The 15,013-nt window shown below is 71.8% G+C and carries 12 protein-coding genes; 5 read left to right on the top strand and 7 right to left on the bottom strand.

The window, feature by feature from the left end; all coding sequences use genetic code 11:
* The 7 genes from ACWC24_RS29110 to mtnA all read right to left on the bottom strand — a co-directional run bounded on the left by ACWC24_RS29110 (position 1) and on the right by mtnA (position 9,103).
* Positions 1-744: a response regulator gene (locus ACWC24_RS29110; RefSeq protein WP_152893678.1), complete on the bottom strand. Its 744-nt coding sequence runs from the start codon at positions 742-744 to the stop codon at positions 1-3.
* A 205-nt stretch (positions 745-949) separates the two neighbouring features.
* The gene (gene hpf, locus ACWC24_RS29105) at positions 950-1,642 is read right to left on the bottom strand and encodes a ribosome hibernation-promoting factor, HPF/YfiA family (protein ID WP_450665861.1); all 693 of its coding nucleotides are present in this window, start codon (positions 1,640-1,642) and stop codon (positions 950-952) included.
* Between the two features lie 314 nt (positions 1,643-1,956).
* On the bottom strand, positions 1,957-2,907 hold the full coding sequence (locus tag ACWC24_RS29100; protein WP_450665860.1) for a ComF family protein: 951 nt from the start codon (positions 2,905-2,907) through the stop codon (positions 1,957-1,959).
* Positions 2,908-3,183: 276 nt separating this feature from the next.
* Positions 3,184-5,025 (bottom strand): LpqB family beta-propeller domain-containing protein, encoded by a 1,842-nt coding sequence (locus ACWC24_RS29095; RefSeq protein ID WP_450665859.1) that lies wholly within the window; start codon positions 5,023-5,025, stop codon positions 3,184-3,186.
* Positions 5,015-7,078 carry an MtrAB system histidine kinase MtrB gene (mtrB, locus tag ACWC24_RS29090; RefSeq protein WP_450665858.1) on the bottom strand — a complete coding sequence of 688 codons (2,064 nt, stop codon included), beginning with the start codon at positions 7,076-7,078 and terminating at the stop codon, positions 5,015-5,017. Before mtrB ends, ACWC24_RS29095 begins: the two co-directional genes overlap by 11 nt.
* 1 nt (position 7,079) lies before the next feature.
* Positions 7,080-7,769, bottom strand: coding sequence for a two-component system response regulator MtrA (gene mtrA / locus ACWC24_RS29085; protein WP_187284748.1), 690 nt, complete (start codon positions 7,767-7,769; stop codon positions 7,080-7,082).
* 191 nt (positions 7,770-7,960) lie between these two features.
* On the bottom strand, positions 7,961-9,103 hold the full coding sequence (gene mtnA / locus ACWC24_RS29080) for an S-methyl-5-thioribose-1-phosphate isomerase (protein ID WP_450665857.1): 1,143 nt from the start codon (positions 9,101-9,103) through the stop codon (positions 7,961-7,963).
* Positions 9,104-9,243: 140 nt separating this feature from the next.
* Between mtnA and ACWC24_RS29075 the strand changes: the two genes are divergently transcribed.
* The 5 genes from ACWC24_RS29075 to ACWC24_RS29055 are packed head-to-tail and all read left to right on the top strand — an operon-like array spanning position 9,244 to position 14,839.
* Positions 9,244-10,554, top strand: a complete 1,311-nt coding sequence (locus ACWC24_RS29075; RefSeq protein WP_450665856.1) for a hypothetical protein — start codon at positions 9,244-9,246, stop codon at positions 10,552-10,554.
* 4 nt (positions 10,555-10,558) lie between these two features.
* The gene (locus ACWC24_RS29070) at positions 10,559-11,347 is read left to right on the top strand and encodes a DUF4129 domain-containing protein (RefSeq protein ID WP_450665855.1); all 789 of its coding nucleotides are present in this window, start codon (positions 10,559-10,561) and stop codon (positions 11,345-11,347) included.
* Complete coding sequence (locus ACWC24_RS29065; RefSeq protein ID WP_450665854.1) at positions 11,344-12,540, top strand: DUF4350 domain-containing protein; 1,197 nt, start codon at positions 11,344-11,346, stop codon at positions 12,538-12,540. The genes ACWC24_RS29070 and ACWC24_RS29065 overlap by 4 nt, the downstream gene beginning before the upstream one ends.
* The gene (locus ACWC24_RS29060; protein WP_450665928.1) at positions 12,540-13,529 is read left to right on the top strand and encodes an AAA family ATPase; all 990 of its coding nucleotides are present in this window, start codon (positions 12,540-12,542) and stop codon (positions 13,527-13,529) included. Before ACWC24_RS29065 ends, ACWC24_RS29060 begins: the two co-directional genes overlap by 1 nt.
* Entirely contained in the window at positions 13,529-14,839 is a 1,311-nt protein-coding gene (locus ACWC24_RS29055; protein WP_450665853.1) for a DUF58 domain-containing protein, read from the top strand. The genes ACWC24_RS29060 and ACWC24_RS29055 overlap by 1 nt, the downstream gene beginning before the upstream one ends.
* Positions 14,840-15,013: the final 174 nt, after the last annotated feature.

Genomic DNA, 15,013 nt, shown 5'->3' with positions numbered 1-15,013 from the left:
TCACCGGATCTCGAGGATCTTCTCCCGCATCGCGTACACCACCGCCTCCATCCTGGAGTGCAGCTGCAGCTTCTCCAGGATGTTGCGCACATGGTTCTTCACGGTGTTCTCGGAGATGAACAGCTCCTTGGCGATGTCCCGGTTGTTCATCCCGGTGGCGACGAGCTTGAGCACCTCCAGCTCGCGGTCCGTCAGCCGGGGCGCGGGCACCAGCCGGCGCTCGTCCGTGCGCTGGATCATCGACTTGAACTCGGTGAGCAGCTTCGACGCCATGGAGGGGCTGATCTGCGACTGCCCGTCGGCCACCGCGCGGATGGCGGTGGCCACCTCGTCGGTGGAGATCTCCTTGAGCAGATAGCCGGTCGCACCGGCCTTGATCGCCTCGTAGAGATCCGCTTCCTCGTCGCTGATCGTCAGCATGATGATCTTGGCGCTGGGCGCCACCTCCTTAATGGAGGTGCATGCCTCGATGCCCCCGCGCTTCGGCATCCGCACGTCCATCAGGATGATGTCCGGCAGCAGGTCGGCGGCCTTGTCGACGGCCTCGGCCCCGTCGCCCGCCTCGCCCACCACTTGGATGTCCTCCTCGGCGGCGAGCACGATCTCCAGGCCCCGGCGGAACAGGGCGTGGTCGTCCACGACAAGGACTCTGATCGGCTCCTTGCGCGAAGTGCCTGCGTCCGGGCCCATACCGACGACGCCTCCCGCATCCCCGTCATGCATCGGTCCGAAGCTGTCCGCCATCGTTCCTCCCCCTGAAGGCTTTGGCCCGTGGTCCTGTGCCATCGCCAACCCAAGGCAACGGCCCACCGGTTGAGCCGCGGCCCCCATGCTTTCATGCCCGGACCTCAACACGGCGACAGAGCGATGCGCGCAGCGGGCGCACATCGGTGCCCCTGGGGGCGCACAAGCGCTCCAGGGGCACCGTCTCATCTGTCAACCGTGAAGGTCAGCCACCGAGCGCGCCACCCGCGCCGGGCGAGTGCGCCTGGGTGACCATCGTGTCCGTGCTCAGGTGGATCACACCGTAGTCGTACGCGTGCCTCCGGTAGACGACACTCGGCTCCTTGGTCTCGGAGTCGACGAACAGATAGAAGTCGTGTCCGACCAGCTCCATCTCGTAGAGAGCCTGGTCGAGCGTCATCGGAGCGGCGACGTGTGTCTTCTCGCGGACCACCAGGGGGCCGTCGCCCTGTACTTCCAGTGAACCGATCCGCTTCGTGGGCACGCTGTCCGCGTCCTCCGCCGGGACGGGGTGACCGTTGCCGTTGAGCGTCGCCACTCCCGGGACGTGGTCGGCGACCTCTGCCGCCGTGAGCCTGCGGGCGCCGCGGCGCGTGTTCTTCTTGTCGTGCTGCTTGCGCAGCCGGGCGTCGAGCTTCTCCGCTGCCAGGTCGAGTGCCGCGTACGGATCGTTGGCCGCTGCCTCCGCCCGGATCACCGGACCGCGGGAGCGGAGCGTGATCTCCACTCGGTCGCAGCGGTCGGCCTGTCGGGGGTTGGGCTCCTTGGACACCTCGACGTCGAGGCTGATCACCTTGCCGTCGAGCTTCTGGATCTTGTCCAGGTTCAGCTTCTCGGCCACGTGCTTGCGGAACCGCTCGGGCACCTCGGTCTTGCGGCCCTTGACGACGATGTCCACGCAGAACTCCGTTCCCGGATCGCCCCGCATCAACGGCGGGGCATCTCCCTTTTGCACCAGGCTCCGGCGAACTCCGGAACCTCGGACTCGGCGACTTCCACCTCCTCCTCCCCCATGGGCAAGATCTACACCCCCGATGCCGTCACCGATAGCGCAAAACCACGGCACGGCATTCGGATATGCGAGGGTGGCCTGCGGCTTTCCCTCACAACCGAACATATCTCGCCCGGACGGATGTCGTCACCCTCTAACGCGACGTACCTCCGTTCAGGTGAATTGACCGGCTCATTACCTGCAACGATGCAAGCTCACGGTCAGTTCCGGTTTATTTCGAAAGAATCCGGTGGCGCCGCGATCACGGCTGCACAGATCAGGCCTCGCCACTCGTTGTCGTGCGCCCATGACGCTCCGGACCGAGCCGGCTGCCGCCTCCCCTCACTCGTCCCGTCCGTTCGTTCCTCTCTGCCTTCCCGACCTGCTGGCGGATACACGGGGGCCGCCCCCATGAACCCTCGTTCGTCCGTATCCGATCGCCCGTACACCCCCGTCCGCGCCGCCTCCGCCCGCACGGTCCGCCCGGCCCGCACGGCCCGTGCCGCCTCGGCGAGGGAGGCGCCGGTGGTCATCAGGTCGTCGACGAGCACGACCTGGCCCTCGTCCAGCAACCGCCCCGCGCCGGGTGCCAGCGTCAACGCGCCCGCGAGATTCGCCAGCCGCTGCCGGGAGTCGAGTCCCGCCTGGTCGGCCACGGCCCGCCGCTGCCGCAGCACGGCGAGCACCCGGGCCCGGGTCCCGGTGCGGCGCAGTTCACCGGCGGCCGCGAGAGCGATCCGGCGCGCCGGGTCGTGCCCCCGCGCCCGCACCGCGTGCCGCCCGGACGGCACGGGAACGAGCAGCACCGGCACCTCGGCCCCCGCCGCGGCCCGGCGCGCTCCGGACCCGGTGACGGCCCCGTCGGCCCGCCTCCCGGCCGACGAGAGCCCCGACCGCACGGCTCCGGCCAGGGCCGTGCCGAGCGGTCCCGCGAGCGCCAGCACCCCCCTTTCCTTGTGGGCCAGCAACACGGCCCGCACCTCGTCCCCGTACCGCGCCGCCGCGTGCACGGCCGGCAGACCGGGTGGCTGCGGCACCGGTCGCACCCGGCCCGGCGCGGCCCCGTACAGAGCGGCACGGCACGGCGCGCAGAGCACCGTACGAGGCCGCCCGCAACCACCGCACTCGGCCGGCAGCATCAGATCGGTGAGGTCCCGCCACCACCCCCGCATGTCCACCACTGTGCCCGCACCCGCGCCGCTCGGCCAGGCCTGTGGAAAACACCCTGTGGAAAATTCCGCGCATTGCCTCCGGACAGGCACTCCACACATACCCAGGCACCCCACACGGCGGCGAAACGACAGGACAGGCCGGAAAAGCGGACGGCCGTCTCCGTACCGGGGACACCCCGAACGAAAACGGCCGACCGTTTCAACCTTTTACCCGGAAAGAATCCGGAACCTCTGTCTTCACGCCCGCACCCGGAAACCCGGATCCGTCCTGCCCTGTCACCCCGGATAAACCGGAGCCGATCCGTCCTTGTCCACCTTCTGCCACTGCGCCCCGGAAGGCAGCCGGACGATCCCGTCCTCCGAGTAGGCCGCCAGGGGCAGCCGCTCGTCCTCGGAAGCGGCGATCTCCTTCACGCCGGTCACCGCGGCGGGCGTCGGCCCCTCCGGCACGGAGCCGTCGACCTCGACGTACCGCATCTGCTGCACGCCCCCCTGCTCGCGCCCGACCACCACGAGCCGGCTGTCGCCGGCCCACGCCATGGTCGTGACCTCTTCCAGCTCAGGAGTGGCGGACCGCAGTTCGAGGACCGACACCACCGGCCGGTCACCGTCCTTCTCGTCCCGCTCGATCCGGCCGATGAGCAGGGACGCCTTGCCGTCCTTCTCCTCCACCACGAGCGCGATACGCACCCCGTCGGCGGCCACCCGTACGTCCCTGATGCGCCCGGTCAGCGCCGGAGCGCGCACCTCCACCGGTACGCCGGCGCCCTTCTCCAGCAGCAGCAGCCGCGGGGCTGCCGGGTTGCGGTCGGCCACCCACAGGTCGCCGCGCGCGTCCCAGCTGGGCGTGGTCAGCCGGTCGGTCTCGGTCTTGCCCGTGCTGCGCAGCACGGGCTCCCCGGGCGAACTGCCCGAGACCAGGGAACCGACGTACAGCGCCTTGCCGTCGAAGCTCACTCCGGCCGCCGTGTGCTCGTCCCGCGAGACGGCCGCCGCCCGCAACTGCTTGCCCTCCTCGCCGAGCGCCCCCGGCACCGGTTCGGCCTTCGGTGTGTCGCTGCTGCCGCCCGGGATCCGCACCAGCCGGTGCTGGCCGTCGATGAAGTACAGGTAGTCGGGGTGGCTCGCCGAGCCCCGCGCGGCGACGCCCACGGCCGATTCCTCGTCGAGCGAGCACAGCCGTGCGCCGCCCGCCCGCAGCTCGACCTCGTCCACCGCCGGGGTGAGGTTGTGCAGCGTGTACAGGAGCTGGGCCGCCATCTCGTCGCACTGGGTCCGCCCGACCCGGGCGGCCTTGTCGTTCAGCGGCACGGTCAGCTTGTTCTGGTCGTCGGGAGTCAGCGAGGTGACCCCCTTGTCCAGCGCCGTACCGGTGGGGAAGCTCGACCTGACCACCGGCCGCAGCCAGCTGGTGGGACCCTGGAGGAGGGAGCGCACCATCTCCGTCATCGGGTCCACGCGCTCGCGCACATAGACCGGATCGGCCACGCCCGTCGGCTGCCCGCTCCCGGTGTCCGCGCTGTTGGAGGCGAAGTAGTACTTGTTGACGGGCATGTAGTTGCGCTCGAAGTCCGACTTGCCCATGACGACGCCCTGCGGCAGCCCGTCGATGCGCCACTGCCCGGTCTTCTTGTTCTTCGTCAGGTGCACCGGCTGGCTGTAGCGCCCGGAGGCGGGCGTGTACGCCTGCTGGGCGTCCACGGCCGCGACCATGGTGCCGGTCAGGGTGAACGAGAAGTCGTCGCCGTCCGCCCGGCCCCCCGACGGACCGGCCTCGGTGCCCGGGCCGTCCAGCAGCACCATGGTGGAGACGTCGGGCCTCCAGGTCTGCCTGGCCTCACCCGTCAGATACTGGCGGGCCGTCGCATAGGTCGGATCGTCGCTGGTCAGTGCCTCCAGAAAGCCCTGGACGATCTCCGAGGGCTGCGCGTTCTCCCGCGGCGGCATGGCGAACACCCGCACCTGGATGTCCTGGCGCGGCGTGGACTCCACACCCCGCAGGTCTCCGTCGTCCGGCATCGACGCACAGCCCGCCAGCAGTACGACCCCACTGGCGGCGTAGGCCACCACCGCGCGCCCCGGCATCCGCCGGGCGCCCCCCTCGCGGTCAGCGCCCACGGAATGCCTCCCCTTGCTCGTCCGCGTCCTGGGACCGGGTGTCCCGGCGGGACACGGCCGCCTCCACAGCGGGCGTGTCGTCCTGTCTCAGCCCGCCCGTACCGGGCCTTGGCACCACGCGCGCGCCGTTGCCCGGCAGCGCGGTCGGGTCCGCGGTGGCGGCCACACCGGTCGTGCGCGGCCCGAGCGGAGCCCGCGACGGCGCCTTGCGCTCACCGGTCGACTGCATCGGCACGGTGGCGGCCTTCTCGGCTCCCCCACGCGGGATGCCGGCCTCGTCGAGCCCGCGGTTGCGCCGCGAGTCCTTGGGCTCCAGGGGTATCGGCGAACCGCGCAGCGGCTCGTCCGCGGTGCGCGGCAGCGTCAGCCGGAACTGCGAACCGCCGCCCGGCTCACCCCAGGCCTGCAACCAGCCGCCGTGCAGCCGCGCGTCCTCCAGGGCGATGGAGAGCCCGAGGCCCGTACCCCCGGTCGTACGCGCGCGTGCCGGGTCCGCCCGCCAGAAGCGGCTGAAGACGCGGGTGGCCTCGCCGGGCTTGAGCCCGACGCCGTAGTCGCGCACCGCGACCGCGACCGCACCGCCCGCCGAGGCGAGTTTGACGACCACGTCCCTGCCCTCGCCGTGCTCGACGGCGTTGACCACGAGATTGCGCAGCACGCGCTCCACCCGGCGGGCGTCCGCCTCGGCGACGACGGGCTGCAGGTCGCCGACGACCCGGATCGTCGTGCCCTTGCGCTCGGCCAACGGTTCGGCACCGCTGACCACGCGCCGCACGACCTCCCGGAGGTCGATCGCCTCGGCCTCCAGCGCCGCCGCGCCCGCGTCGAAGCGGCTGATCTCCAGCAGGTCCGCGAGCAGCGTCTCGAACCGGTCCAGCTGGTCGGCGAGCAGTTCCGCCGACCGCGAGGTGATGGGGTCGAAGTCCGCGCGCGCGTCGTGGATGACGTCCGCGGCCATCCGTACGGTCGTCAGCGGTGTGCGCAGCTCGTGCGACACGTCGGACACGAACCGCCGCTGCATCCGCGACAGGTCCTCGAGCTGCTGGATCTTCAGCTGGAGACTCTGCGCCATCTTGTTGAAGGCCTCGCCGAGCCGCGCGATGTCGTCCTCGCCGGTGACCTTCATACGTTCCTGCAGGCGCCCCGCGGACAGCCGCTCGGCGATCCCGGCGGCCATCCGCACGGGTGTGACGACCTGGCGCACCACGAGCCACGCGATGGCCCCGAGCAGCACGACGACGAAGAGGCCGGCGGTCGCCAGGGTGCCCTTGACCAAGCTGAGGGACTTCTCCTCCTGCGTCAGCGGGAAGAGGTAGTACAGCTGGTACGGGTCACCGTTGGGGTCGTTGACCTGCTTGCCGATGACCAGGGCCGGCTGGGACTCGTTGTCGTCGTCCTTGTAGACGATGCGGGTGTACTCCTGTGCGGCCGCCGTGCTGCTGTCGATGCGCGCGCGCAGTTCCTCGGGCACGCTCGTCGTCGGGTCGACACCGCCGGAGGCGCGCGGTCCGCGGCCACCGGCGCTGTCGTCGCCCGCGGGCAGCGTCACCACGTCGAAGGCACCCTGGCCGCCGCTGGAGAGCGACGACACGAGGTTGCTCATCCACTCGATGACGTTCTGGGACGGCCTGCCGTCCGCCGTGGAGACATCGCCGTCGGTACCGGCCGCCGCCTCGTCGGCCTTCTGCTTGGCCACCGCGAATCCGCCGGCGGCCTGGCTCTGGGAGGCCCTCACCTTGGCGTCCAGCAGGCCGTTGCGCACCTGCCCGATGACGACGAAGCCCAGCAGGAGGACGACGCCGAGCGACATCAGCAGCGTCGTGACGACGACCTTGAGCTGGATGTTGCGCCGCCACAGCCGCATGACGGGCAGCAGCGGTCGGCGCACCCAGCGCATGAGCAGACGCAGCACCGGACTGCCCTGGACGCCGCCCTGGAGCAGACCGCCCTCCCACAGCCGCCCCCAGCGGGAGCCCATGGTCTTCCGGTCGACAGGCCGCCCGGCTCGGGCCCCGTTCTGCCCGGACGCCGAAGCGGCGCTGTCACCGGTCATGTCAGCTGGGTCCTGCCTTGTAGCCCACACCGCGGACGGTCACCACGATCTCCGGGCGCTCCGGGTCCTTCTCGACCTTGGAGCGCAGCCGCTGCACATGCACGTTGACCAGACGGGTGTCCGCGGCGTGCCGGTAGCCCCACACCTGCTCCAGCAGGACCTCGCGGGTGAACACCTGCCACGGCTTGCGGGCCAGCGCGACCAGCAGGTCGAACTCCAGCGGCGTCAGCGCGATCGACTGCCCGTCCCGCTTCACGGAGTGCCCGGCGACGTCGATGACCAGGTCGCCGATGGCGAGCTGCTCCGGTGCCGGCTCCTCGGACCTGCGCAGGCGCGCCCGGATACGGGCGACCAGCTCCTTGGGCTTGAACGGCTTCACGATGTAGTCGTCGGCGCCGGACTCCAGGCCTACCACGACATCGACGGTGTCGCTCTTCGCCGTCAGCATCACGATCGGCACCCCGGACTCCGCCCTGATCAGGCGGCACACCTCGATGCCGTCCCGTCCGGGCAGCATCAGGTCCAGGAGCACCAGGTCGGGCTTGCTCTCGCGGAAGGCGGCCAGCGCCTTGTCACCGTCGGCTACGAAAGACGGCTCAAAACCTTCACCACGCAGCACGATACCGAGCATCTCGGCCAGTGCGGTGTCGTCGTCGACGACAAGGACTCGTCCCTTCATAAACGACATCATCCCATTCTCGTAACGGTGAAGGAGGCGCAGGTGAGCAGGGTCACCGACCCGTGACGATAGTCGTACCCGGCCATCACTGTCTGCCCTCGGCCACGGACGTGGGCGTCCCCGTTTTTCACGGGCGGCAGACCACCCACCCGCGGACCGTGACCGGCGAGGCGTTCACTTCGCCTCGCCCCACCCCGATCACATCAGTCCATCGCCACCTCGCGCGACCCGGCGCACAGCCGGGCGAGAGCCTCGGCCGTCACGGGCGAGACGACGCCCTCCTCGGTGACGATCGCCGTCACCAGCTCCGGCGGCGTCACGTCGAACGCCGGGTTGTACGCCTGCGTGCCCAGCGGCGCCACCGGGATCCCGCCTCCCGCCCCGGCGGGCTGCGCCTGCGGCGACGTGATCTCGGTCACCTCGAACCCGGGGCGCTGCTCGACCTCGATCGACGCTCCGTCCGCCGTCCGGGGATCCACCGTCGTCACCGGCGCCACCACGATGAACGGCACATGGTGGTAGCGCGCCAGCACCGCGAGCGGGTAACTCCCCACCTTGTTCGCCACCGATCCGTCGGCCGCGATCCGGTCGGCTCCGATCAGGACGGCGTCCACCTCGCCCGCGGCGAACAGCGACCCCGCCGCGTTGTCGGTGAGCAGGGTGTACGCCATGCCGCTGCGGGCCGCCTCGTACGCGGTCAGCCGCGCGCCCTGCAGCAGCGGACGCGTCTCGTCCACCCACAGCCGCCGCAGCCGCCCCGCCCGATGCGCGGCGAGGGCCACCGCGAACGCGGTCCCCTCCCCGCCCGACACCAGCGATCCGGAGTTGCAGTGGGTGAGGACCCGGTGTCCGCCGCCGGGCAGCAGCTCGTCCAGCAGCGCCAGGCCGTGCCCGGCCATCCGGGCGCTGGCCTCCGCGTCCTCCCGGTGCAGCTGCCGCGCCGCGACCAGCGCCGCCCCGGCCGCCTGCCGTCGGGCGTCCCCGCGGGCCAGCGCGGCCGCGTACGCCGACCGGGCCCTGCACACACCGACGGCGAGGTTCACGGCCGTGGGCCGGGCACCTGCCAGCGCCGTCGCGGCCTCGTCCACGTCGAACCCGCGGGCGGCGGCGAGCGCGACCCCGTACGCCCCGGCGATGCCGAGCAACGGCGCCCCGCGCACGGCGAGCGAGCGAATCGCCTCCACCAGCGCGGACGCGTCCGTACAGACCAGTTCGACCTCCTCGCTCGGCAGTCTCGTCTGGTCGAGGAGCACCAGCACCGGGCCCTCGGGCGGTTCCTCCCAGCGGATGACGGGTATCTCGGTCGGCCGCTTGCCCTCGCCTGCTTGCGCGTACTGATCAGCCATGCGGTCAGTCTGCCCCGGATCCGTCGGACAATTGGAGGCGTGCAGCCCCGACCGCGGCCGGTCCTCCGATGACCACCCCATGGCACGATGTCTGCCAACCTTCCGCCGCGACCGCGGACGGGCACCGTGAAGGAGCGACGATGAAAGACACTCCGGGCTGGGCCTCGCCCGGATCCGCCCCGTCCGACGGGCAGGCGCCCGATGCGTCCGGCCCCGCCGAGCCCACCGCCGCACAGCCCGCGGCCCCCTCGGACACGGACCCGCAGGACCCGGCCGCAAAGTGGTCCCAGGTGCAGCCGCCACCGGCACAGTGGTCCGCGCCGGCCGTCCCGCCGAACCCCGGCCAGGCCCCGCCGCCCCCGCCGCCCGTCCCGGGCCAGGGTCACCGGCCCCCCATGGGTCCCGGCGGCTACGGCGGTCCCGGCGGCCACTACGGCTGGGGTGCGGGCTGGGGAGGCCCGCCGCCCGCCGCCAAACCCGGGGTGATCCCCCTGCGCCCGCTCGGCGTCGGTGAGATCCTCGACGGCGCGGTGGCCACCATGCGCGCCCACTGGCGCACGGTGCTGGGCCTGTCGCTGGCCGTCGCGGCCGTCACGGAGACCGTCGTCGTACTGCTGCGCGGCCTCGTCCTGGACGAGAGCGCGGGCACCGAGGCCCTCGACGACCCGAGCGCGACGGTGAGCGAGCTCGCCCGCGCCATGGAGTACTCGCTGCTCAACTCCGGTGTCCTCATCCTGGTCTCCATGATCGGCACCCTGGTGGCCACCGCCATGCTCGCCACCGTCATCAGCCGTGCGGTCATCGGCAGGCCGGTGACCACCGGCGAGGCCTGGCGCGACGCCCGCCCACAGGGCGCGAAACTGTGCGGCCTGATCCTGCTGCTCCTGCTCCTGGCGTTCGGTGTCACCGCCGCGGGCGCGGTGCCCGGCATCCTCGTCGCCGTCGCGGGAGCCGCGGCGCCGGGCGCCGGCCTCGCCGTCCTGGGCAGCATGGGCACCGCCCTGGTGGCCCTGTGGCTGGTCGTCCGCTACTCGCTGGCCGCACCCGCGCTGATGCTGGAGAAGCAGGGCATCCAGAAGTCGATGAGCCGCTCGGCCAAGCTCGTGCGCGGCGCCTGGTGGCGGGTCTTCGGCATCCAGCTGCTCGGGGCGCTCATCGCGAACATCGTCGCCGCGATCGTCGTCGTCCCGTTCACCCTGCTCGCCGCCGCCCTGGGCGGAGGCGGCATCTCCGGCTTCCTCGCCAGCGGCGGCGACTACGGCTGGACGTTCCTCGTCATCAGCGGCATCGGCTCGGTGATCGGCTCCATGATCACTTTCCCGATCAGCTCGGGCGTCACCGTGCTCCTCTACGTCGACCAGCGCATCCGCCGCGAGGCGCTCGACCTCGATCTGGCCCGCGCCGCCGGCGTCCAGGGCTACAACAGCTCCGGCGCCACCCCAGGGAGCTGATGCGGTGAGTCCGACGGGGGGAGTTCTCACAGCAGTGCCGGCATTGCCGGCACTGCCACGCACCACCGGCACGGCCGTACGGGCCCTGCTGCGCGCCGGCGACACATCCATGGGGTCACTGGCACGCTCCGACGAACCGCCGGTGACGATCGGGCGGGATCCCGCGCGGGAGGCGGCCCGCCACGAGCTGTCCAAGAGCGTGTACCACCAGAACGACCCCGGCCTGTTCGAACGCGCCCTGAACGCCGTGTGGGAGTGGATCGGCAGACTCCTCGCCACCGCCTCGACCGCGACTCCCGGGGGAACGGTCGGACTGGTTCTGATCGTCCTGGCCGTCGTCGCGGTGCTGGGCGCCCTGTGGTGGCGCCTGGGCACGCCGCGCCGCCCGCCCACGTCCTCACCCGCCCTGTTCGACGACCGGCCCCGCACCGCCGCCGACCACCGTGCGGCCGCCGAGGCGCACGCCGCCCAGGGCCACTGGAACAGGGCCGTCCAGGAACGCATGCGGGCCATCGTCCGCTCCCTGGAGGAGCGAGCTCTCCTCGACGTCCGCCCCGGCCGCACCGCCGACGAGGCCGCCGCGGAAGCCGGCCGCGTCCTGCGCGAGCATGCCGACCGGTTGCGCACCGCCGCCCTGGACTTCGACGACGTGACGTACGGCGGACGCCCGGCGAGCGAGCGGTCGTACCACCGCATCGCCGAACTCGACCGCGACCTGGAAAGCGCCAAGCCCGACCTCGCGACCAGCGCCCCCGGCACGGCCCGCAACGCCCGCCAGGGAGCCGCCGAATGAGCAAAGAGGCCACGCTCCCGTCCACCTCGGTCTCCCCCTCCGCCCGGCATCTGTGGACCCGCGCGCGCGGAATCGCCCTCGCTCTCGTCCTGCTGCTGGCCGGGGCCGTCGCGATCGCCCTGGTCCGCTCCGACACCGGGCACGGCGCACTCGACCCGCGCTCCGTCGATCCTTACGGCAGCCGTGCCGTCGCCGCGCTCCTCGCCGAACGCGGCGTCGACACCCGCGTGGTGACCACCCTCGACGAAGCCCGCGCCGCGGCCGGCCCGGACACCACCCTCCTGGTCGCCGTCCCCGACCTGCTGACGCAGCGCCAGCAGAGCCGACTGCACTCCACCACCAGCGGCGCCGGCGGCCGCACCGTACTCGTCGCCGCGGGCAGCTGGTCCGTCGAACGGCTCGCCCCCGGGGTCACCGCAGACCCCGCCACCAGCTTCGACGCGACGCTCTCCCCCGACTGCGACCTGCCCGCCGCCCGACGCGCGGGCACCGCGGACACCGGCGGCATCCGCTACACCACCACTCACCACGACGCCGACGAGTGCTACCCCAGCGAACGCCTGGCCACCCTGGTTCGGGTCCCGGACGCGTCCGGCGGCGGCGACACCGTCGTGCTCGGCGCACCGGACATCCTCTACAACGACACCCTCGACGAACAGGGCAACGCCTCGCTCGCGCTTCAACTCCTCGGCTCGCGCCCTCATCTGACCTGGTACCTCCCCTCACCGGCGGACACCTCGGCAACCGACCAGGACGACCAGGAGGACTTCCTGGACCTGCTCCCGTCCGGCTGGCTGTGGGGCGCCTTGCAGCTCTTCGTCGCCGCAGCCGTGGCCGCCTTGTGGCGCGCACGCCGACTCGGCCCCCTGGTGCCCGAAAATCTCCCCGTGGCGATCCGCGCCTCCGAGACCGTCGAAGGCCGCGCCCGCCTCTACCGCAGAGCGAACGCCCGCGATCGCGCGGCCACCGCTCTTCGCTCCACCACCCGCACCCGCCTCGCCCCCCTCGTGGGCGTCCCCGTGGCCCAGGCGCACGCGCCCGAGGCCCTGCTTCCCGCGCTCTCCGCCCACCTGGACGGCGAAGGACAGCTGTTGCACCCCCTCCTCTTCGGCCCGCCGCCCGGCGACGACACCTCCTTGATCGCCCTTGCCGACCAACTCGACGCCCTCGAAAGAGAGGTACGCCGTTCATGATGGACCCGACCACCGACAACGCCGGGTACACCAGGGACCAGGGCAGCGCCCGGGCCTCCCTGGAAGCCCTGCGCGCCGAGATCGCCAAAGCCGTGGTCGGCCAGGACCCCGCCGTGACCGGTCTGGTCGTCGCCCTCCTCTGCCGCGGACACGTTCTCCTCGAAGGAGTCCCCGGAGTCGCCAAAACGTTGCTCGTCCGCACCCTCGCCGCCGCGCTCGAACTCGACACCAAACGAGTCCAGTTCACTCCCGACCTGATGCCGAGTGATGTGACGGGCTCTCTGGTCTACGACACCCGCAGCGCCGAGTTCTCCTTCCAGCCCGGCCCGGTCTTCACCAACCTCCTGCTCGCCGACGAGATCAACCGCACCCCGCCCAAGACCCAGTCGTCCCTCCTCGAAGCCATGGAGGAACGCCAGGTCACGGTGGACGGCACTCCTCGTCCCCTCCCCGACCCCTTCCTGGTCGCCGCGACCCAGAACCCGGTCGAGTACGAGGGCACGTACCCGCTGCCCGAAGCCCAACTGGACCGCTTCCTGCTCAAACTGACGATCCCGTTGCCCTCCCGCCAGGACGAGATCGGCGTACTGACCCGACACGCCGAGGGCTTCAACCCGCGCGACCTGCGCGCCGCGGGCGTACGCCCCGTCGCGAACGCGGCCGACCTGGAAGCGGCACGCGCCGCGGTCGCCAAGACGACCGTCTCCCCCGAGATCACCGCCTACGTCGTGGACATCTGCCGCGCCACACGCGACTCGCCGTCCCTCACCCTCGGCGTCTCCCCGCGCGGTGCCACCGCCCTGCTGTCCACCTCGCGCGCGTGGGCCTGGCTCACGGGCCGCGACTACGTCATCCCCGACGACGTGAAGGCCCTGGCCCTGCCCACCCTCCGGCACCGCGTCCAACTGCGCCCGGAAGCGGAGATGGAGGGCGTGACGGCCGACTCCGTCATCAACGCGATCCTCGCCCACGTCCCCGTCCCGCGCTGATGGGATTCACCGGACGCGCCGCCCTGCTCGCGGCACTCGGCTCGGTCCCCCTCGGCGTCTGGGCCCCCGGCTGGACGGGCGTCCTCGCCGTGAACGCCTCCGTGGCGGTGGCGTGCGCCTGCGACTTCGCCCTCGCGGCGCCGGTACGACGTCTCGGCCTGGCCCGTTCCGGCGACACCTCTGTGCGTCTGGGCGAGGCCGCCGACGTGACCCTCACTGTCACCAACCCCACCAATCGGCCGCTGCGCGCGCAGCTCCGGGACGCCTGGCCGCCGAGCAGTTGGCAGCCCGGCACGGAGGGGCCCGCCTCCCGTCACCTCCTGACGATCCCCGCGGGCGAGCGCCGGCGTGTCACCACCCGGCTGCGCCCCACCCGCCGAGGCGACCGCCAGGCGGACCGGGTGACGATCCGCTCCTACGGTCCCTTGCGTCTCTTCTCCCGCCAGGGCACCCACCGCGCCCCCTGGACGGTACGCGTCCTTCCCCCTTTCACCAGCCGCAGACACCTCCCGTCCAAGCTCGCCCGCCTGCGCGAGCTCGACGGTCGCACCAGCGTGCTCACCCGGGGCGAGGGCACGGAGTTCGACAGCCTGCGCGAGTACGTGCCCGGCGACGACACGCGCTCCATCGACTGGCGTGCCACCGCCCGGCACACGACCGTCGCCGTCCGCACCTGGCGTCCCGAACGCGACCGCCACATCCTGCTGGTGCTCGACACCGGCCGCACTTCGGCGGGCCGTGTGGGCGACGTCCCCCGGCTGGACGCCTCGATGGACGCGGCGCTGCTGCTCGCCGCCCTGGCGTCCCGCGCCGGTGACCGAGTCGGCATGCTCGCCTACGACCGCCGGGTCCGTGCCCTCGTCCAGGGCCGAAGCGCCCGTGACGTCCTGCCTTCCCTGGTGGAGGCGATGGCCACGCTCGAACCCGAACTGGTCGAGACGAACGCCCGGGGCCTTACGGCGACTGCTCTGCGTACGGCCCCTCGTCGTTCCCTGATCGTGCTGCTCACGACGCTCGACACGGCTCCGATGGAGGAGGGGCTGCTCCCGGTCCTCGGTCGGCTCACTCAGCGCCATACGGTGATGGTGGCGTCCGTCGCCGATCCGAACATCGCCCGTCTGGCGTCGGCCCGCGGCTCCGTTGACGCGGTCTACGAATCCGCGGCGGCCGCCCAGTCCCAGTCGGAACGCCGGCGTACTGCCGACCAACTCCGCCGCCACGGGGTCACGGTCGTCGACGCGACCCCCGATGAACTGGCTCCCGCACTGGCGGACTCGTACCTGGCCCTGAAATCGGCAGGACGCCTTTGAGACGACGGCTGGGCAAGCTTCTCTGAACCGAAGGGCCGGCCCAGCCGAACTCGCTCGATGCGACGTCACCAGACCCCAAACGCAGAAAACCCCCGTGCCGAATGGCACGGGGGTTTTCTCAATATTTGTTCGGCGGCGTCCTACTCTCCCACAGGGTCCCCCCTGCAGTACCAT

Source organism: Streptomyces sp. NPDC001443, from assembly GCF_053597355.1.
This window is presented reverse-complemented; position numbering and strand designations above follow the sequence as displayed.

Bases quoted from the DNA above. Each gene is read 5' to 3' on its own strand.
- ACWC24_RS29110 (WP_152893678.1), bottom strand. From the start codon at position 744: ATGGCGGACAGCTTCGGACCGATGCATGACGGGGATGCGGGAGGCGTC.
- ACWC24_RS29100 (WP_450665860.1), bottom strand. From the start codon at position 2,907: ATGCGGGGGTGGTGGCGGGACCTCACCGATCTGATGCTGCCGGCCGAG.
- mtrB (WP_450665858.1), bottom strand. From the start codon at position 7,078: ATGACCGGTGACAGCGCCGCTTCGGCGTCCGGGCAGAACGGGGCCCGA.
- mtrA (WP_187284748.1), bottom strand. From the start codon at position 7,769: ATGATGTCGTTTATGAAGGGACGAGTCCTTGTCGTCGACGACGACACC.
- mtnA (WP_450665857.1), bottom strand. From the start codon at position 9,103: ATGGCTGATCAGTACGCGCAAGCAGGCGAGGGCAAGCGGCCGACCGAG.
- ACWC24_RS29075 (WP_450665856.1), top strand. From the start codon at position 9,244: ATGAAAGACACTCCGGGCTGGGCCTCGCCCGGATCCGCCCCGTCCGAC.
- ACWC24_RS29065 (WP_450665854.1), top strand. From the start codon at position 11,344: ATGAGCAAAGAGGCCACGCTCCCGTCCACCTCGGTCTCCCCCTCCGCC.
- ACWC24_RS29060 (WP_450665928.1), top strand. From the start codon at position 12,540: ATGGACCCGACCACCGACAACGCCGGGTACACCAGGGACCAGGGCAGC.
- ACWC24_RS29055 (WP_450665853.1), top strand. From the start codon at position 13,529: ATGGGATTCACCGGACGCGCCGCCCTGCTCGCGGCACTCGGCTCGGTC.